Source organism: Pseudoalteromonas sp. SS15, assembly GCF_049257195.1.
Lineage (GTDB): Bacteria > Pseudomonadota > Gammaproteobacteria > Enterobacterales > Alteromonadaceae > Pseudoalteromonas.
Window position 1 is genome coordinate 33,529 of sequence record NZ_JBMMUD010000006.1, and the last position, 19,665, is coordinate 53,193.

19 protein-coding genes are annotated in these 19,665 nt (G+C 40.8%); 14 read left to right on the top strand and 5 right to left on the bottom strand.

Annotated features, from left to right (window positions below; genetic code table 11):
* Nucleotides 1-16: 16 nt before the first annotated feature.
* The gene (locus tag AAEU28_RS13305) at nucleotides 17-2,947 is read right to left on the bottom strand and encodes a TonB-dependent receptor domain-containing protein (protein ID WP_421964568.1); all 2,931 of its coding nucleotides are present in this window, start codon (nucleotides 2,945-2,947) and stop codon (nucleotides 17-19) included.
* 356 nt (nucleotides 2,948-3,303) lie between these two features.
* Between AAEU28_RS13305 and AAEU28_RS13310 the strand changes: the two genes are divergently transcribed.
* Both AAEU28_RS13310 and AAEU28_RS13315 read left to right on the top strand, forming a co-directional pair.
* Entirely contained in the window at nucleotides 3,304-4,257 is a 954-nt protein-coding gene (locus tag AAEU28_RS13310) for a slipin family protein (RefSeq protein WP_138484346.1), read from the top strand.
* 3 nt (nucleotides 4,258-4,260) lie between these two features.
* The gene (locus tag AAEU28_RS13315) at nucleotides 4,261-4,713 is read left to right on the top strand and encodes an NfeD family protein (protein ID WP_421964569.1); all 453 of its coding nucleotides are present in this window, start codon (nucleotides 4,261-4,263) and stop codon (nucleotides 4,711-4,713) included.
* 81 nt (nucleotides 4,714-4,794) lie between these two features.
* On the opposite strand, the gene AAEU28_RS13320 is transcribed toward AAEU28_RS13315, so the two are convergent.
* Entirely contained in the window at nucleotides 4,795-5,202 is a 408-nt protein-coding gene (locus AAEU28_RS13320; RefSeq protein ID WP_421964570.1) for a hypothetical protein, read from the bottom strand.
* A 4-nt stretch (nucleotides 5,203-5,206) separates the two neighbouring features.
* Nucleotides 5,207-5,425 carry a DUF6500 family protein gene (locus AAEU28_RS13325; protein ID WP_421964571.1) on the bottom strand — a complete coding sequence of 73 codons (219 nt, stop codon included), beginning with the start codon at nucleotides 5,423-5,425 and terminating at the stop codon, nucleotides 5,207-5,209.
* A gap of 446 nt (nucleotides 5,426-5,871) precedes the next feature.
* Here AAEU28_RS13325 and AAEU28_RS13330 point away from each other — a divergent pair, with 446 nt between their 5' ends.
* The gene (locus AAEU28_RS13330) at nucleotides 5,872-6,792 is read left to right on the top strand and encodes a GTP-binding protein (protein ID WP_421964572.1); all 921 of its coding nucleotides are present in this window, start codon (nucleotides 5,872-5,874) and stop codon (nucleotides 6,790-6,792) included.
* Nucleotides 6,793-6,828: 36 nt separating this feature from the next.
* Here the strand turns inward: AAEU28_RS13330 and AAEU28_RS13335 are convergent, their stop codons facing one another.
* The gene (locus AAEU28_RS13335) at nucleotides 6,829-7,125 is read right to left on the bottom strand and encodes a DUF1330 domain-containing protein (protein ID WP_421964573.1); all 297 of its coding nucleotides are present in this window, start codon (nucleotides 7,123-7,125) and stop codon (nucleotides 6,829-6,831) included.
* A gap of 265 nt (nucleotides 7,126-7,390) precedes the next feature.
* On the opposite strand from AAEU28_RS13335, the gene AAEU28_RS13340 reads away from it, so the two are divergent.
* Genes AAEU28_RS13340 through AAEU28_RS13365 form a run of 6 tightly spaced genes read left to right on the top strand, consistent with a single transcriptional unit; the run spans nucleotide 7,391 to nucleotide 14,754 of the window.
* Nucleotides 7,391-8,635: an HlyD family secretion protein gene (locus AAEU28_RS13340; protein ID WP_421964574.1), complete on the top strand. Its 1,245-nt coding sequence runs from the start codon at nucleotides 7,391-7,393 to the stop codon at nucleotides 8,633-8,635.
* Between the two features lie 33 nt (nucleotides 8,636-8,668).
* A complete protein-coding gene (locus tag AAEU28_RS13345) occupies nucleotides 8,669-9,373 on the top strand; it encodes an ABC transporter ATP-binding protein (protein WP_421964575.1) in 705 nt (234 codons plus the stop codon).
* The gene (locus tag AAEU28_RS13350; protein ID WP_421964576.1) at nucleotides 9,370-11,766 is read left to right on the top strand and encodes an ABC transporter permease; all 2,397 of its coding nucleotides are present in this window, start codon (nucleotides 9,370-9,372) and stop codon (nucleotides 11,764-11,766) included. Before AAEU28_RS13345 ends, AAEU28_RS13350 begins: the two co-directional genes overlap by 4 nt.
* Nucleotides 11,767-11,816: 50 nt before the next feature.
* Nucleotides 11,817-11,978, top strand: coding sequence for a hypothetical protein (locus AAEU28_RS13355; protein ID WP_421964577.1), 162 nt, complete (start codon nucleotides 11,817-11,819; stop codon nucleotides 11,976-11,978).
* A gap of 29 nt (nucleotides 11,979-12,007) precedes the next feature.
* Nucleotides 12,008-13,411: a sigma-54-dependent transcriptional regulator gene (locus AAEU28_RS13360; RefSeq protein WP_421964578.1), complete on the top strand. Its 1,404-nt coding sequence runs from the start codon at nucleotides 12,008-12,010 to the stop codon at nucleotides 13,409-13,411.
* Between the two features lie 32 nt (nucleotides 13,412-13,443).
* Nucleotides 13,444-14,754 carry a sensor histidine kinase gene (locus tag AAEU28_RS13365; RefSeq protein WP_421964579.1) on the top strand — a complete coding sequence of 437 codons (1,311 nt, stop codon included), beginning with the start codon at nucleotides 13,444-13,446 and terminating at the stop codon, nucleotides 14,752-14,754.
* Between the two features lie 3 nt (nucleotides 14,755-14,757).
* On the opposite strand, the gene AAEU28_RS13370 is transcribed toward AAEU28_RS13365, so the two are convergent.
* The gene (locus AAEU28_RS13370) at nucleotides 14,758-15,192 is read right to left on the bottom strand and encodes a BLUF domain-containing protein (protein WP_421964580.1); all 435 of its coding nucleotides are present in this window, start codon (nucleotides 15,190-15,192) and stop codon (nucleotides 14,758-14,760) included.
* Nucleotides 15,193-15,355: 163 nt separating this feature from the next.
* On the opposite strand from AAEU28_RS13370, the gene AAEU28_RS13375 reads away from it, so the two are divergent.
* The 5 genes from AAEU28_RS13375 (at nucleotide 15,356) to phrB (ending at nucleotide 19,664) form a co-directional block, all read left to right on the top strand.
* Nucleotides 15,356-15,907 (top strand): LON peptidase substrate-binding domain-containing protein, encoded by a 552-nt coding sequence (locus AAEU28_RS13375; RefSeq protein WP_421964581.1) that lies wholly within the window; start codon nucleotides 15,356-15,358, stop codon nucleotides 15,905-15,907.
* Nucleotides 15,908-16,043: 136 nt separating this feature from the next.
* Nucleotides 16,044-16,640: a sigma-70 family RNA polymerase sigma factor gene (locus AAEU28_RS13380; RefSeq protein ID WP_421964582.1), complete on the top strand. Its 597-nt coding sequence runs from the start codon at nucleotides 16,044-16,046 to the stop codon at nucleotides 16,638-16,640.
* Nucleotides 16,633-17,295 carry a ChrR family anti-sigma-E factor gene (locus AAEU28_RS13385; RefSeq protein WP_421964583.1) on the top strand — a complete coding sequence of 221 codons (663 nt, stop codon included), beginning with the start codon at nucleotides 16,633-16,635 and terminating at the stop codon, nucleotides 17,293-17,295. The genes AAEU28_RS13380 and AAEU28_RS13385 overlap by 8 nt, the downstream gene beginning before the upstream one ends.
* Nucleotides 17,296-17,304: 9 nt before the next feature.
* Nucleotides 17,305-18,270 (top strand): YbgA family protein, encoded by a 966-nt coding sequence (locus AAEU28_RS13390; protein WP_421964584.1) that lies wholly within the window; start codon nucleotides 17,305-17,307, stop codon nucleotides 18,268-18,270.
* A complete protein-coding gene (gene phrB / locus AAEU28_RS13395; RefSeq protein WP_421964585.1) occupies nucleotides 18,270-19,664 on the top strand; it encodes a deoxyribodipyrimidine photo-lyase in 1,395 nt (464 codons plus the stop codon). The genes AAEU28_RS13390 and phrB overlap by 1 nt, the downstream gene beginning before the upstream one ends.
* The last annotated feature ends 1 nt before the right edge of the window (nucleotide 19,665 follow it).

A 19,665-nucleotide genomic window follows, 5' to 3' on the forward strand; every position in this document is an offset into this window, starting at 1 on the left:
AGTAAGTTCAGGGAGATTAGAACTTATAAGTTACGTTAGCAAATACTCGACGACCCCAAGGATCGTAAAGTGATGAGCCAGAACCATTACCAGAAACGTAATCAGGTAGTATCTTGTTGAAAACGTTTCGGAAACCTACTTCAACTGTCGCTTTGTCTAGGTTGTATCGCGCTGACAGATCGTGTGTGAAGTGACTACCAATATATGAATGTTCTTGGTCTTCTTCTGTATCACCACGAGGCTCACCTTCAGCTGTCAAGGTATCTTCTAGGTTGATTAATGCCGAGCGGTCAATAAAGCGCGTTGACCAAGTTACAGAAAGGTCATCAAGACGGTAATTTACACTCAAGTTACCTTGTAGTTCTGGGTCACCAAGCTGACCATGTTGTCGAGCAATTAACTCAGGACGGTTTTGGAACTGATAAGTGTTATATTCAATAGTATGACTTAGGAATAAGTTAACTCTTGCTTCACCTGGTAAATTGAAGTCAGCAAGGTCAAGCTTGTATTTTAAGTCAAAATCAACACCTTTTAATTCAAGTTTTGCTGTGTTTAATTCACCTGACTCAACTTGTGTAATTTCTAATGTTTTAGGGTCACGTGTTACCTGACCACAGAAAGTTGGATCAAGCTCTGGACCGTCTACACAGTTATTTGCAACAGTTTGAACTCTCAGGCTGGATATTGCATCAATGATCTCAATATCGTAATAGTCAATACTGAACGTCAGATCGTCGATTGGGTTCATTACTAAACCAACCGTTAATGACTCTGAAGATTCAACTTTAAGGTTCGGGTTACCACCACTGATCACGCGCTTACTTACTGCATCATCAGGCTGGAAGTCTGCCGGAATACCTAGTGCCGCACAGTTCTTAGCACGATTTGGCTGGTTACCAACATTATCAGCATCACAAGGATCAGAAACACTACCAAAGCCTGGTGAACGAGGTGAGAAAGCTTCAGCAATGTTTGGTGCTCTTACTGCTTCACCATATGTACCACGAAGGCTGTAACCTTCAATTGGCGACCACATAAAACCAGTTTTCCAAGAGTCCACTTTACCTGCATGCGAGTAATCGGCTTTACGGAATGCTGCATCTAAAGTTAGTTCGTGGGCTAAGAAAGCATCCGCTAAAATAGGTAAGCTTGTTTCAATGAAGGTTTCAGATACATCGTACTCACCGTACGTATTCGGGGTTGCAGCGTTCGCCATTGCACCTGAACGAGTCAGTTCATCAGTTAATGTTTCAGAAGATTCCCAACGCTTTTCATAACCTACAGCTAAACCTACCGCACCGCCAGGTAATTCAAAAAACTCAGCTGTATCAAACGATACTAAACCACCAAAATAACGTTGCTTGATTGTATCGTTACGCTGAACGTCAGCAGTAACCCAATCTTGTGCTTCTTGTGAAGCTAAGCCATAACCGAATGGGTTGTATGGCACACATGCATTACGATTTACAGTTGCAGGGTTTGAATAACCGTCAGGTTGTGCCGAAGGAACATTTGCTCTACAAGCTGCTTTACCTGTTTCAGGGTCTGTTACAGCATCAATCGCAGCAACATAGTTGCCTACAATCAGGTCATTTTGAGTGATACGGTCGTTTTCTGTGCGACCATTTGAGTAGTAAACATCGTAATCGAACGGTGTTTCACTCAACTCGAAAGCACCCTTCGCACCAAATACCATTCTGAACGTTTCACGTTTGTTATCTGCAGAACGGTTACCAATTTCGTCAAAGAATTTGTTTGCAAAAGCGGTTTCTATCCCTTCTGCTGCAAAAAAGTCTTTTGATGCTTGAGGAATGAATGGGTTATCAGCAATGTTTACTCTGTCTCTGTTGAAACGGAAGCTAGGTTGGAATTGCTGAGCAATATCAGCTCTTACATATTTTACATCAGAGTAAAAGTTTAGTGCTTCTGATACTTCGTAATTAAAAGTACTCGCAACAGTTACCTTTTCTCTTTCCGGCAAGAAGTTGTTGTAGTTTTTACCAACGAAGCAGTACTTACAGCCATCAGGGAAACTACCAAATGCAAAACTATCTGTTAAATCTCGTTGAGGCATTAATTCACCTACACCGTCATTAGAGAAAGTGTAGTTGTATGGGCCTGCTAATAAAACACCGTTTGGACTAATACGTTCTGACATCACGTTTTTGACCCAAATTTCGTCAAAAATACCGTCTTCTTCTCCGGTATTTTCTGGGTTTGGAACGTGACCATCTAAATTGAAGTTTTGAAGATCGCGTGCCATTACTTCGTCAATCACGTCTTTTCCAACGAAGAAAGTTACATTACCTTTACCGTCCGAAGTCGTCGCACCTGCTAGTAAACTAGTCGTCAGGTTTCTGTTACCTACACCTTCAGTTGAATTAGAGTAACTAGCTTTAACTTCTAGACCTTCAAAGTCATCACGTAGAATAATGTTAACAACACCAGATACAGCATCAGAACCATAGATTGCAGATGCACCACCTGTGATTACATCAACACGCTTGATTAGAGAGCTAGGGATTGTAGATAAATCGACTGTTGAGCTACCAGCAGAACCAGCTACATGTCGCTTACCGTTTACCAGAACAAGAGTACGAGCCGTACCTAGACGACGTAAATCGATGCTACTAGAGCCTGCTGCAGAGTTGCTACCTGAGTTTGCACGGATTGTCGCAGTTGCACCAATGGCCGGAAGTTCAGATAGAACAGATGCAAGGTCAGGAATACCAGCTCTTTCAATTTCTTCGCCAGTTAGTGTAATTGTTGGTGCTGGTTGAGAGAATTCATATCGAGCGATACGAGAACCAGTGACTTCTACACGTTCAATCTTACTTGCTTCATCTTTTGAATCAGCTTCATTTGCATAAGCTGGAGCAGCAACAAAGCCAGATAAAGAAGCCGCAAGAGCTGTGCTTATTGCTATGTTCAATTTGTTTTTTTTCATTGTTTTCCCTTAATGATTTTATTCAGCTCGTTTCAAAAGCCGAAACAACATAATAGGGAAAGTAAATATATAATAAACACTTGTTACAAAATTGCGGTATTTGCATTAGTTTTTATTTTTAAGATTGTTAACGTTTGTACCTTTTTAGGTTTTTAGCGGTTTTGGCTGTAATGTTTTTGTAAAAATATACAGTATGCAAAAATGCTGGCGGGGATTTTGTAAATAAATCGGTACAAATGGTGGTTTTTAAATGTTTGAACAAAAACAAACTTTTTTCTTATTAAAGGAAAAAATCTAAGTAGAGAACATAGAAACAAGGTGGTAATCTGAATACTCAATAATAAAAAGGAGAAAACATGGATCCAGTTAGCCAAATTTTAGAATTTGTATTTCAAGTCGAATTCTTTCTACTGCTTTTTGTGATTATTGTCTTAAAAAGTAGCATCAAATTTGTACCACAAAATCGTGCTTGGATGGTTGAGCGTTTTGGTAAATATCAATCCACCAAAGAAGCGGGTTTAAACTTTATTGTTCCTTTCATTGATCGTGTCGCCGCGGATAGAAGTTTAAAAGAGCAGGCGGTTGATGTGCCTTCTCAGTCAGCCATTACCAAAGACAATATTTCTTTAATTGTTGATGGTGTTTTATATTTCAGAGTGTTAGATCCATATAAAGCGACTTACGGCGTTGATGACTATATTTTTGCGGTTACCCAATTAGCGCAAACTACAATGCGTAGTGAACTGGGTAAAATGGAGTTAGATAAAACTTTTGAAGAGCGTGATTTACTGAATACCAATATTGTTGCTGCGATTAACTCAGCATCAGAGCCATGGGGTATTCAGGTATTACGTTATGAGATTAAAGACATTGTGCCACCTAATTCTGTAATGGAAGCGATGGAAGCACAAATGAAAGCAGAACGTGTGAAACGTGCGCAAATTTTAGAATCTGAAGGTGATAGACAAGCGGCCATTAATGTTGCCGAAGGTAAAAAGCAAGCGCAAGTTCTTGCAGCTGAAGCTGATAAAGCAGAGCAAATTTTACAGGCAGAAGGTGAAGCAAAAGCAATTTTAGCCGTTGCTGAAGCACAAGCAGATGCTCTTCGTAAAGTCGGTGAAGCAGCGAATACAGAGCAAGGTCAAAAAGCCATTCAACTAGACTTAGCAACCAAGGCGATTAGTGCCAAAGAAGCGATTGCTAAGGAGTCATCAGTTGTACTTTTACCAGACAGCGGCACTGATGCAAGCTCTTTGGTTGCACAAGGTATGTCGATTATCAACTCGTTAAATCAAAAACAAAAAGGCTAGCCTATGGAATTTTTGACAGACAATATTGCGCAAACACTCCTCATATTGGGTGTCATAGCACTGATTATTGAAGTGGCAGTGCTTGGCTTTGCCACTTTTGTGCTGTTCTTTGTTGGCCTTTCATTGGTGTTCAGTGGTGCCTTGATGTATGCAGGCTTACTCGATGCAAGTTGGATAACCGCCCTTTGGGTGAATGCCATCATAACTGCCGGCTTAGCAGCACTGCTTTGGAAGCCGCTTAAAAGGTTACAAGAAAGTCGTGAGTCAACTGATGTGCACAGTGATTTTGCAGAGCTTACTTTCACCTTAGAGCAGGACGTTGATGAGCATAACGGCTATAAATATGCTTATTCAGGCATAGAGTGGTTAGTTAAGAGTAAACAACCTTTAAGCAAAGGCAGCCAAGTTAAGGTCGTTAAAAAAGATGTTGGTGTATTTTGGGTTGAGCTTCAATAAAGAGCGAGATAACCCGCAGTGTTAACTTTATAAAAGCAGGCGAAAGTCTGCTTTTGTGTCATAACGTTATAAAAGTATTTGTTATTTAGGTTGTTTAAAATAATTAGAAGCATTTGAAAAATAGCAAAGAGCAATCACAAAGCCTGTTATTAATGTATCTATACCAAAAAGCAGATCTTCTATTTGATTAGTAATTACCGTTTCGTTGTTTAATCCAGGCAAAATGAGTGTAAAGGGAATACAGATTACATAGACAAACCGCCCAATGTTCGAAAAAAATAATAATGAAATGTTTGCAAAAAAGGCAATCAGAGTGGCAGCTAGAGGGATCCAATCAAGCCATGTAAGCGCTTGTTCTGAAGTATCTAAAAATTGCTGAACCAAATCTGGATATTGAAAGTCTTTAACAGCAGAGTAACTGATAGCACTGATTACTGAGAGTAAACTCAGTGCAATAAAAAGTCTAAAAGTGGTTTTATTCATTTCCATTTATTTACAGCCCTTGCTCAACCATTTCTTTAATTTTGACAGCTTTTTCGAAGTGATCTAATTGATGCGTTTGTATCCACCAAGTAGCAGCTTCCATCAGTTGATCTGGGTCGTCGTTTTTATTAGCAAAAAAAGCATAAAACGACACACCGACGGTCTCTCCCTTTTTCGCTATCTTTTGCTCACACACAGAGATGATTTTATTTCTTAAACTTTGACGCATTGATATTCCTTGTAGTCACTTTAATACCTTGCCTCAAATAAAATCACTTGATTAAAAGGGGGAGGTATAAATTTTACTGACATAGTAACTGAGAGAACTATGTTTATGAAAGCTATAAAGTTTAATGAAGGTGAAAAGAACGTGAGCAGGACATAGTGATAAAAAATAATCGGCTCAACATCCTGTAGGAGCCGATCATGACGCATCTAATTTTTATTGTTGTTATGACTCTGCAATATTGCAGAAGGTATTTTTTATCAAGTAATTATGAATTCATTATGGAGGGAATATGGATTTACTAGGTTTTATCTTCTTTTTAATTGTGTCAATTAAGAGGGAGTTTATGAGAATTCATCGAAAAGGGTAATTTAAAATATTTTTGTGATAATATCACGTTTTCGGGGCGTGTTTAAAGTCGAGTTGACTTACAAATGAGAGGATAGAAAGTGGAACCTATTATTGTTGTCGTTGGTTTTCTTGGGGCGGGAAAAACCACGTTATTAAAACGTTTGGTCACTGAATACGGCAAAGCGAATTGGTCACCTTTTGTGGTTTTAAATGATTATGAAAATGCCAATTTAGATGCGCAGCAGTTTTTGGATATGCTTGATGAGAAAAGTCTAAAAGCACTGAATGGCAGCTGTATTTGTTGTAGTGGTATTGGTGAGCTGAGAGAGTCGGTTAATCGAATTCCTGAGCGTGCCAATGGCATTACACTCATCGAAGCGAATGGCACAACCGATGCCTGTGCCTTAATGGGGTTTCTTGGGGTGGGCATAGAAGCGCGTTTTATGCCTCCGGTACAAATTTCTGTGGTTGATGTTAAAAATTGGCAATTGAGAGATATCCATAACGAGCTAGAAGCGAATCAAATACAAGTCTCGTCTTTGATCACACTGTCGCATACTGACTCAGTAAGTGAAGCTCGTTTGGCTCAAGTGAAAAGCGATATTCGAGTGATTAATCCAACCGCAGAGATCATGCTTTGCGAAGAGCTAGAAATAAATAAACTTCCTGAGCTGTTGCCATCGAATAATAGTGCAGAAAAGCTTGCGCATCATAAGTCACATTGGTCCTCGTGCTCAGTTGATTTACCTAACTTACCAGACCCTATTTGTATTAAAGAAATCTGTGATGCGATCCCAAGCAGCGTGATCCGAATTAAGGGTTGTACAGTTTTAGGCACAGAGCCCGGTTATACTTATTTTGAACGCTGTCCGGATGGTGAAATTTATGTCAGGCCTTACCGCGGAAAGCCGACGACAGGGGCGAAGTTACTCACTGTCGGGCCTGGCAGTGATACGTTGTTGTTAGAATCAGCTATTCAAAATAGTCTAGAAGCTGCCAAATTACGACAAGCAAAATAGCTTAACTTTAAGCAATCAGGTCTCTATCATTACTAGCTATTTTGTGTAACTAGCAATGATGGTGACCTGATTGACAGGAGTTTCGAAAAATTGCTGTTTTGCTAATTGGTAATCATCGTTATTAAAAAACGCGTTTTTACTTTGTTCATCAGAAAAGCGAATGGTGAATACTCTATTTATTTCTGTGTTTTCTTCGCTTTTCAGTACTTCAGATACTTTAAAATCATAACCAAATTCACCACCAAAACGTTTTAGAATAGGCTTCATAGCATCACGGTATTGGTCATATATTTCATCATTACTGACTTCCAGACCCACTAACATTTCAAACATTGTGATCCCTATATTTTGTTAATGATTCATTCAAATTGAGCTCGTAAGTTATATCTAAAACAGGGCTTTTGATAGTGAATAGATGTAAGGGAATATTTTGATTTTGAAGTTTCGATTTCGATAAATTGTTTTTCGGTTTCGAAAATAATATTTCTGTATTTGTATAAAGGTTTCTTAAAATCTTTATTTTTCATGCTCTTATGTTTTGGCATGGCACTTGATTTATCTACTGCATTAAAGATTAAAAACAGTATGGGATCGAGTTATGGATGTGGTCGTAAAGCCCAAAAAAAACACCAAACGGAAACTGAGCATTTTAGCGTTTGTTTGCTTGCTATTGGCGGCCTGTATTTGGCTATTTTTACAACCGAGTCATGCACAGCAAATTAAAGCCAATGAGATTTGGTCGGCGAAGGTCGAGCAGGGCGTATTAAACTTAGAAGTGTCAGGCTTTGGCCGTTTAAAGTCGAAAAAGCCGCGTTTACTCACTGCGAAAAGTCAGGCAACAGTAGATGAAATTATTTTAAAACCGGGTGCGGAAGTAACGCCTGAGAGTATTATTTTGAGACTTTCAGATCCGAACATTACCCAATCAGTGCGCGATGCAAAGCGTGCATACATCGACAGTAAAAATCAACGCATTCAAACGGATATAAACCAAAAACGCGAATTGCTTGCTCAACAGGCTGAGCTAGCTCGCATTCAAGCCGATCTTGAAAGCGCTGAACTCGAAGCGAACGCACAGAGTCAATTGGTCAGCAAAGGTATTGTCTCTAATATCGACTACCAGCGTACTAAGTTGCAGGTCAGGCAGTTAACTCGTCGTTTAGAGATTGAAACTGCACGCATTACCCAGCTCGAGGCCCTGCATGCTGCCAATTTAAAAATTGCCGACTCAAATATTTTGGCGCAACAAGAGGCATTAGATTTAGTACAACAACAACTCGACAGCTTAACGGTTAAAGCAGGTATTCATGGTGTGGTGCAATCGCTCAGTGTAGAACTCGGGCAAGCGGTGAATTTAGGGGAGCAATTGGCTTTAGTCGGCAGTACCACGGATCTCTATGCTTTGCTGAATGTGCCACAGTCAAAAATGCAGTCTATTCAACTGGCGCAGGCGGTGAGTATTAATACTCGTCGCGGAGAGATATTAGGGGAAGTGATCCGCATCGACCCGGTTATAAACAACGGCAATATACAGGTTGAAGTGGCGCTAAACGGCGCGTTAACCGACAACGCCCGACCAGAGCTAAACATCGAAGGCACAATTGCCGTGGGTCAATTAGCAAACGCACTGTTTATTAAAAAACCCGTCAACGTAAAAGCTTTTTCAAATTCTACCTTATTTAAGTTAACCGATAACGGCTCGGCCATCGCTACTCCAATTCAGTTTGGTGCGGCAACAGACGAGCAAATTCAAATACTTGCTGGCGCACAAGCACATGAGCAGTTTATCCTAAACGATATGACTCGCTGGCAAGCACATACCCACATTGCCATTGTGAAGTAAGCCAGGCAATCGCGATATAAAAAAGGAAAGATCATGAGTAATAACAAAATAAAGCTAACCAATATCACGAAAAAGTTTGTAACCAGCGAGATGGAAACCCATGCCTTACGTGGCGTTGATTTAGAAATCAATGAAGGTGATTACGTATCGATTTCAGGCCCTTCAGGCTGTGGTAAATCTACTCTTTTATCGATACTAGGATTATTAGACACCGCGTCAGACGGTGAATATATTCTAGCCGGTCACGATGTCAGTGATCTTAGTGTTAATCAAAGAGCGAGTATGCGAAATGAGCATATTGGCTTTGTATTTCAGTCGTTTAATTTGATTGATGAATTGTCGGTTTTCGACAACATAGCACTGCCACTACGCTATCGTGAGCAACCTTTATCGCAAGAAGAAATTAAACTAAAAGTAGAGGCGTGCTTGGCCAAGGTTGAAATGACACACAGAGCGGGTCATAAACCGAATCAGTTATCAGGCGGTCAACAGCAGCGTGTTGCGATTGCCAGAGCCCTAGTCAACGACCCGGCAATTTTACTCGTTGATGAGCCAACCGGTAACCTAGACTCTAAAAACGGTGATGCGGTTATGATGATGCTGGCTGAACTAAACCAACAAGGCACCACCATTTGTATGGTAACCCACGACCCAAGATATGCAGATATGGCAAAACGCAAGTTGCATTTACTTGATGGTGTGATGGCCGATGAGTTTAAAATGGAGCTGGCGGTATGAGTATCATCAAAGAAGAATTTAAACTCGCAGTCAGCAGTTTATTAAGATTACCGGGGTTTAGCTTAACAGTGATCACGACCCTTGCAGTGACATTAGCTGCACTTGCGGTGGTGCTGAATATCAATTATTTGGTACTGACTAAGCCTTTACCATACCCGAATGCTGATAAGCTCGTCGTTACCGACCAAAGCGAAACAATCAATGGCGAGACGCAATACGGCTTTCAGATTTTGTCGGCGCAGTATCATATTTATAAAGACGAGCAATATATCGAGCAAATGGCTCTTATGAGTTTGTTTGGTGCAAAACTAAGAGATTTGTCAGACACACCTTACCTTGATGGCGTTCGAGTCACACCTGAGTATTTTACTATGCTTGATGTGCCTATGCATTTAGGCCGTGCTTTTAATCAACAAGAAACCATTAATGATAAGCAAAGAGTCTTGGTATTGAGTTTTGAGGCTTGGCAAACGCACTTTGGTGCTGACCCAAAGGTGATTGGTACTTATACAACTATTGCTAATGATAAATATCAGATCATAGGTGTAACAGCGAGTCATTTTAATGCGCCAGAAGTATTTGGTAATTTTTCTATGCATGCTTGGTTTAGTTTTGACCAAGAAATTAGCCGCACTAGTAATTGGGGAAGTATTACCGGTGGAGTAAATGGCATTGCAATTCTCAAAAATGGTGTATCAATTGAGCAAGTAAATACCGCACTTGGTGAGCAAATTAACGAGTTGTATCAAAGTCGCGATGATGTTGCTGCTAATACCGCAATTGGCGCACGCTTTGTACCAATAAAACAGAAAATAGTCGCGGATAGTGGCGAAATGGCATTGTTGTTACTGGCAGGTGTGATTACCTTGTTATTCATTGCTGTCACTAACATTTGTAATTTATTTTTATCTCGCGCGGTGCAAAAAAAACGCGTGATGGCCATTCAAGCGGCATTGGGGGCGAAAACACACCATATCTTTTTAGGCATGTTTAGCGAAGCGCTGTTGCTATCTATGCTTGCCTGTATTTTTGGCTTGCTCATCGCGGGCTGGTCAATGGTTTGGTTAGCCAGCGATTTACAGTATATGTTCCCGAGAATGCAGCATCTAACTCTAGATCCTGTGACAATTTCGGTAAGTGTTATTGTCAGTGTATTTATCAGTATCGTCATGGCGAAGCTCGCCAGCCAACAAGTGCCTTACAAACAGCTTAATCAAACATTGCAAAGCAGTGGTAAAGGTACGGGAGCACAGATATCTAGTCTCACCAGAAATGTACTGGTTGCCTTACAAGTTGGATTAGCCACAGCCCTGTTACTTGGCGCGACAACAGTGTTATCTCCTGCGATTAATAAATTGGTTAAAGATGCCGGGTTCAATGCCAATAATGTAAATTATCTTCGCGTCGATACGGGTAATTTAAATGCAGGTTTTCATGATGTTGCGCAACAAGTCAAAAGCCAGCTCAAATCGTTACCGCAAGTTGAAGATGCTGCGCTGACAATCGCTTCTCCTTTGCAAATGGGCTGGGAAAATTACTTGTACGATGAAAATAACGAAATGTTAGGCATCGTCAGTGTTGGTTTCTTCGACGAAAATAGTTTTGCTTTACTCGGTATGCCGATGCTTGAAGGGCGCAGTTTTAGTTCATTACAAGGTTCAGAAAATACTCCGCAAGAAATTATTATTAGTAAAGCACTCGCAGAGCGTCTGTTTAAGTCAGAGTCTGCAATTGGCAAAACATTGCAAGCAGCACCGAATGAGCCACTCACAGTTGTGGGCGTAGTAGACAATATCTATGTACCAGACAATCGAGATAGCTATGCAGAAGAGCGCTATTATTTACCGTTTGAAGCAGGCTCTCGTTTTGCAATCACTTTCAAAAGCAATGAACAAGTCGATAGAGCACAATTACTCGAAGCCCTAAAAGAGGTAAACCCGCAACTGAGTATTGCTTACTTTGAAACGCTAGACAATATGCTAACGACTCGATTAAGAGCCTCAAAATTGGTTGCGATTTTAACGATGAGTTTAATTGTATTAGCATTAAGTCTGGCTGCTGCGGGTATTTATGGCGTACTGAGTTACAGCGTGCACATGCGTCGTTACGAGCTGGGCATTCACCTATCACTTGGTGCGCATACTGGACAAGTGATCAAAATGGTATTAAAGCAAAGTATGCAGCCTGTTGTATTTGGTGTGCTTTTAGGTGGCGTACTGGCGGGAATAGGCTATTTAATTGGCACACGACTCCTTGCGATGCAAATAACAGGGGAAATTTCAGTGCTATTGCTGGCCATTCCTATCATGGTGGCGATTTCTGTATTGGCCTGCTACTTACCGGTGCGCTCTGTAGTGAGCTCAGATCCTCTAAAAGCGCTGCGTAATGAATAACCTTGAGCGTGTAATCTGAAACTTTGCAAAGCACTAACCTAGTCTTCTTAATGAGGACTAGGTTAAACTCGTTTTACAGCTTACAGCTTACAGCTTACAGCTTACAGCTTACAGCTTACAGCTTACAGCTTACAGCTTACAGCTTACAGCTTACAGCTTACAGCTTACAGCTTACAGCTTACAGCTTACAGCTTACAGCTTATAACTTATAACTAAATAACATCCAAGGAGCAGTATGGGCATGCCAGCAGCAAAGCAGCATATTTTGATTGTAGAAGACAGAGGCGACGTGAGACTCAGTCTTCGTTTTTTGCTAAACAATCATTGTTATGAGGTGTTTGAAGCTGAGAGTCCTGCTGTTGCTAGCGAGCTTTTACACTCGCATCATATTGACTTAATTCTGCTCGATATGAACTTTGAGTTTGACACCACATCGGGCGAAGAAGGGTTGGCGTTTTTGCGTAAACAACAAAAAACAAGCTCTCCACCTATTCTGGCGATGACCGCTTGGTCGAGTGTCTCTTTGGCTGTTGAGGCTATGCAACTGGGCGCGAAGGATTTTTTTGCTAAACCTTGGGATAATCATGCCGTTGTGATGATGGTCAAAAAGCACTTAGCTTTAGCACAAATTGATCATCAAAAAGCGATTTCTAACCAACAAGAACCAACTCAATTGGGCAATAGCGAAATTTCATCAAACCACAATACAAATTCTATTTTGTGGCATAGCCCACAGATGCAAAAGTTAAAAGCGCAGTTAGAGCGTATTGCTAAAACCGATGCGACGATATTTTTGCGTGGTGAAAATGGCACTGGAAAAAGCTGTATCGCAGAATATGTGCACGCTCACTCAGCACGCACCGGTGAGTTTGTGTCGGTAAACATGGGCGCCATTCCAGAAAGTTTGTTTGAAAGCGAGTTATTTGGCCACAAAAAAGGCGCATTTACCGATGCTAAGCAAGACAGAGTGGGGCGCTTTGAACTTGCCAATAATGGTACATTGTTTTTAGATGAAGTTGCGACAATGGGGGCGAATCAACAAGCGAAACTGCTGCGGGTGCTTGAGTCAAAACAATTTGAGCGAGTCGGTGATACGCTGACCCAACAGGCGAGTTGTCGCATTATTGCGGCATCTAATGCCGACTTTGAGGCCATGCTTGAAAGTGGTGAGTTTAGAACCGATTTATATTTTAGATTGAACACCATAGAGCTCACTATTCCTCCTCTAAGTGCTCGCCCCGAAGACATCATAGTGTTGGCAAAGCATTTTATTGAATTACATGCCAAACAATATCAACTAACTCCGTTACCGTTGAGCAAATTAGCCGAACAGGCTTTGCTTGATTATGCATGGCCGGGTAACGTACGAGAGCTCAGTCATATGATGGCAAGAGCGGTTTTAATGGCCGAAAGTGATTGTATAGATGTGCATGACCTTGAGTTTAAAGTGCTGAAAAATTCATCGAATAATGCATCTTCAAAAGATGATATTCCCTTGATGACCCTCGAAGATGCTGAGAAAAAACTCCTTAAAATGGCACTGGCGCAAACTCACAACAATGTAGAACAAGCAGGTGAATTACTTGGCATAAGTAAAAGTGCCATTTATCGCCGGTTAGAAAAGTTTGCTATGTCGACTAAGTAAGTTACTAAATAAAACCAATAATGAGCCAGCACATGTTCAAACTAATAAACAAGATCACAGAGCGACTAGAGTTGCGCTCCATCGAAAGCATCCTGACACTGTTTATTGGCAGTTGCTTGCTGGTTTTATCGGGGTTAATAGGCTTTATTCTTTGGTATAGCTCAGCAAGTATCTTAGTAGTTTGTACCGTATTGGTATTATTTCTTTGCCCGTTTGCGCTGTTATGTTGGTATGTAAGGCGTGCTTTACTCAACCCTTATTACCGCTTTTCAGCAGTCCTAGAAGCGATAAGAAATGAAGACTATTCACTGCGCGCCAACCCTAAATTTAATCAAGGTGCAGTTAAACTCTTAGCAGATGAAATCACCACCATGTCGGCAGACTTACAGAGCAGAAAATCGCAATATGACCAACAAGCGGTGTTAGTACTCAGGCTGATTGAACAGCTGGCAACGCCAATAGTAATTTTAAATAAAGAACATAAATTACATCATGCCAATGAGGCTTTTTCTAATTGGCGCAAGCAGCCATGGCAGACCCTCAGGCATACAAACGCGGATGATTTTGGCTTTACGTTAGCCGAAAATAAATGGCAATTAAGTGATGAGTCTCTTATTGCAAAATGGCAGTTACGTCATAGCCAATTCACCATGCAAGAGCAAAGTTATCAGTTGTTGGTACTAACTAACATTGAGCAGGTGGTGTATCACACAGAGCAATTAGCTTGGCAGAAAATGACCCGCGTATTGAGCCATGAAATCAATAATTCGTTGTCACCCATCAAGTCGTTAGCGCAAACACTGCAAGATATGCTTAAAGGTAATGATGACTTTGCGAATTTAGACCCGGCTTTACAAGTTATAGTTGAACGCAGTGATGGCTTAATGCAATTTGTAAATCGCTATGCGAATTTAAGCAAACAATTCGATGTTCATATTGAGCAATGCGAGATTGCGCCATTATTGCAGTCGGTGAGTAATTTGTTTGATTATCCCATAGAGGTTAAATGTGATGCGCTTTATGTGCTTGCTGATAGAGTATTGCTTGAGCAAGTGCTGGTTAATTTAGTGAAAAACGCCATTGAAGCGAGTAAATCACAACAACTTATTGAGTTAAATGCGTATGAGCAGGGTAGGCAAGTTGTGATTGAAATAAAAGACTCGGGGTCGGGTATTCAAAATACCGACAATTTATTTGTGCCGTTTTATACCACCAAAGTGCAAGGTAAAGGCATTGGTCTTAATTTGTGTAGAAACATGATTGAACAACAAGGTGCAAAACTAACGTTGAGCAACCGCGAAGACAAAACAGGCGCAGTTGCTCAGTGTAGGTTTAACATTTAGATATTAACGAATACCAAACAGGTTATCGTCAGAAAAGACTTTTAAGAGCTTCACTGGGGCACTTAACCCATCAATCATATTGCCTTTGACAGCTGCATCGAGCAAATCACGTAAAACATGGTATTTACTATCATGCTCCTCATCAAGGTTGATCATATTCATGGTCCAGCGAGAAAAAGTACGACTGGTAGCAGGTTCGAGATAAAGTACCTTGGCCTGCATGTGTCTGTCATCGTTTTCAATTTTTCTATATAAGTCTTGAATTATGGGCAAATCACCTTCTAAAACCTGTAAAAACCAGCCGCCGTTATAAAACAAACTGCCTGTTACACGAAGATTGATGTTGTTTTCGCGTGCCACTTTTAAAAGTTTTAAAAAGTCTACGCTGTCGAGCTGTCGACTCGCTTTGCTGAGATAGATGAGTTGATGGAGTGACATAAATAATCCCGTATTTTAAAGCTATTTTTATTTATAGATTCTAACTGTTTAAAAGGCAAAACAAGCAAGCAAATAAAGTGATAAAAAAGATGTGAAAACTTAATCGATCTTTTTTATACGCTTTGACGTAAAAACTGCCATGTAGAGTTTTTAGGTCTTATTTATGCAATTACCCGTTTTTCCGCTTCCTGTATTTTTGCTTCCTGAAGGAGTAACACGCCTTCGTATTTTCGAGCCGAGATATAAAAAACTGGTATCTATTGCAACCAAAGAGCAAGGCTTTGCACTCACCATTTACAAGCCAGATGCCGAGTTTGAAGTATCTGAATGGGCGGCTTGGGTTGACATAATCGATTTCTTTGAAGAAAAAGGCATGCTGCATATTGATGTAAAAGCAAAATCGCTCGTAAAGCTTAGTGATATTTACTTTGACGAAGACAATTTGCGCTTTGCCAATTGCGAGCCTTTCCCGCACTGGGCTCAAGCAAGTGCAAGTGAAAATCACATTGCGTTAGCCGATAAACTAGAAGAGATATTCTCTTTACACCCAGACATTCAAAGCCTTTACCCATCGCCGAAGTTTGATAATCCAAATTGGGTTTGTGCACGTTATTTAGAACTGCTTCCATTGTCTATGGAGCAAAAAGAAGTGTTTGTTGATCAATACAGTTTTGATAAAGCGCAAAACTTCTTACACACCATAATGTTAGGTTAAATTTGTAGAGTGTCCTACAATTAATAAAACTAACCAATCTAAGTGATCCGAATCTGTTTTTAAACGTATGTAATACGAAATGCAATTAATGGGTTTAGTCATGGTGAGCACAGAAAATAGGAATTCCCATCCTTCGATGAGCACAACAAAACAGTCTCAAACTATGCCTGCTGAAGTAGATGGCAAGATGTTGTCATCTTGGTTAATCAGCGTGGCTCAAGAGCGTGATAGACGTGCCTTTGCTAATTTATTCAAATGGTTTTCTCCAAAAATCATTGGTTTTGGGCGCAAACAATTCAATAACCCTGTAATGGCGAATGAGCTTTTACAAGAAACCATGACCAATGTGTGGCGCAAAGCACATCTCTACAACATAGAGAAAGGTGCAGCGACAACTTGGATTTACACGGTTATGCGTAATATCAGTTTTGATATGTTACGTAAAATTCAATCTAACCAAGAAGACACCATCAGTGAAGAGATATGGCCATTGGCTGAAGCACAAAACAGTGATGACCACATGTTTGCCGATCACTTAATGGACAAGCAACTTGCGCAATACCTTAATAAGCTGCCTGAAAATCAGAAACAGGTTGTTCATGGCGTTTATTTCCAAGAGCTTTCACAAGAGCAGTTGTCAAAGCAACTTAATATTCCGCTTGGTACTGTGAAATCACGTTTAAGACTCGCACTGACTAAACTCAAACAACACATAGGAGCAGACTATGATTAAGTACCACCCTAAATTAGAACTGCTCGAAAGCTATGTGGCTGGGGAATTACCAGCTTCTGTGAGTGTCATGATTGCAGCGCACTTAGAGATGTGTCCTAAGTGCCAACATCAGATCACAGAGTTGACAGCTAAAGCGGCTGAAAATTGTTTTGATACAGATGCGTTTGCTTTTGAAGAATCAGAAATACAGTTCGACTTTGATGCTTTTATTGATGACGTAACAGAAGACACCAGTATTGATGAATTTGTCGAGCCAGAGCCTCAAGAAGTGAAAGTAGCAGATACGCCATATTGCTTACCACAGGTTCTATGCAACCTAGAGCGTTCTAACTGGATGAATCTAGGCAAATTATCTCGCTCACGCATCGAGCTGGAAGATGGTGATCTACGCATGAGCCTGTTACACATAGACGCTGAAGGGTCTGTGCCTAATCATACACACAATGGCTTTGAAATAACTTTGTTAGTTGATGGCAGTTTTGAAGACGAAATGGGTACTTACAAACGTGGTGATTTCATTTGGCTTGATGGTAAAAATACCCACACGCCTTTTACTAAAGAAGGGTGTTTGTGCTTAACTGTATCTAGTGACTCGCTTCACTTTACTCAAGGACTTAGCAAATTGCTTAATCCAATAGGTAAGTTTATTTACTAGGAGATAGCTATGAATGAGTTTAATCCTGAATTTTCTTCGCCAATAAAAATTGGTATTAGTGCTTGTCTAACGGGCGATCAGGTCCGCTTTGACAAGAGCCATAAAAAATCTGATTTCTGTATGAATCAGTTAGGCAAACATGTTGAATATGAAAAGTTCTGCCCTGAAGTGGCGGTCGGTTTGCCTATTCCAAGACCAACTATTAGACAAATCAAATATGATGATGTGATTGCGGTTTCGCGACCTGATGGCTCAATGGATGTCACAGAAAAAATGACTGAGTTTGGTCAAAAAGTGGCGTCACGAATCGACCATTTGAGTGGTTTTGTGTTTATGAAAGGCAGCCCTAGCTGTGGCATGGAACGTGTAAAGGTTTATTACGAACATGGTAAAGGCTGTGAGCACAATGGCGTTGGCTTGTTCGCCAAACAAATTCTAGACGCACACCCAAATTTACCTTGTGAGGAAAATGGTCGCTTAAACGATGCCGTGTTACGAGAAAATTTTGTGATGCGCGTATACACTTACAAAAAATGGCAAGAGCTGTTGGCGTCTGGTTTAACCAAACACAAATTGATCGAGTTCCACAGCCAAAACAAATATTTGGTGATGAGCCATAACCTCGAAATGTACCGCAAAATCGGCAATATGCTAGGGCAGTCGAAAGCGCCACTGGAAGAACTTTCTGAGCAATACATTTCGATGTTGATGTCTGCATTGAAAAAACCAGCTTCACGTCGTAACCATACGAATACCTTGCAGCACTTACAGGGTTACTTCAAAAAAGTACTCGACAAAACTAAGAAAGAAGAGTTAACGGAACAAGTCATGGCGTATCGTCAAGGCCTAGTACCACTACTAGTACCTTTGACTTTGATTAATCATTACTTGCGTGATTACCCGAACGAGTATCTGTCAAAGCAAGCCTATTTAAACCCATATCCTGCAGATTTAAAACTAAGGTATAGCCTATAATGAGTGCCCTTTATTGGATAAGGAAAGACTTTAGACTCGACGACAACCCCGCATTAATTCAAGCCCTATCGCAAGGATGCAAACAGGCAATTTTTATTTCTACTCCTCATACTTGGCAACGCCATAATGTCTCGCCTATTCAGGTCGATTTTATGGCACGTCACTTGGCATGGTTTGAACAACAGCTTAACGCTCAAGGTGTTGAGCTGACTGTCATAAACGGCAGCGATTTTAATAGCCAAATCGAGCAATTGTTGAGCTTTTGCTCTGAGCATCAAATCACGCGAGTGTTCGCAAATAGCCAGCTAGAAATAGACGAAGTAGACAGAGATAAGCAAGTAGCAGCACGTATTGAGCTTAACCTTTTCGAAGCCGATGTGATGTTGCCGAAAGGCTCTGTGCGCAACAAACAAGGCGAAATGTTCAAGGTCTACACGCCGTTTAAAAAGGCCTGGCTGCAAGCGGTTAAGCAAAGTGGCTTCGATCAAAGCTATTTAGGCAATCTAGCGGCAGTTGATGTTGAGTTTGATGAGCACAAGTTTAGTTTCGGTTACCCAAAAGTTGAGTCGTCTAAATGGCCGTTGGCAGACACGACACTCAGACAAGTATTGCCGCGCTTTTTAGCTGAAAAGCACGATGACTATGAGCTATACAGAGACAGGCCTGATTTAAAAGCAACCAGTGGTTTATCACCTTACCTAGCCATCGGTGCTATTAGTCCAAAACGAGTTTTCATTGAGCTGATTAATCATATGCCAAATGTGCTCGAAGATATGAAAGCGCCACAATTTAGCTGGTTGAATGAGTTGATCTGGCGAGAGTTTTATCGCCACCTTTTAGATGCGTTCCCAAGTTTAAGTAAAAACAAAGATTTTCAAGAAAAGTTCCACGGCTTCACTTGGCCAGATCATCAAGCAAAATTTGAACTTTGGTGCAACGCCCAAACTGGATTTCCAATTGTTGATGCTGCAATGAAACAGCTTAAACAAACCGGTTGGATGCACAACCGTTTACGCATGATAGTTGCCAGCTTCTTAACTAAGCATTTGCTGGTGGATTGGCGCAAAGGCGAAGCGTTTTTTATGCAGCACCTTATAGATGGTGATTTGGCCGCAAATAATGGTGGGTGGCAATGGGCGGCGGGCACAGGGTGTGATGCACAGCCATATTTTAGGATCTTTAACCCACTCACACAGAGTGAGAAGTTTGATCCCAACGGCGATTTTATCCGTAAGTATTTACCAGAATTAGAAAATGTGCCGACCAAACATATTCACGCACCGCAAGCTTATTTGGCTGCAACAGGTCAAAGTGATGTGTATCCCGATGCGATTGTAGATTTGAAAGAAGCAAGAAATCAGGCACTAGAATATTACAAGAGTGAGTTATCTTAAA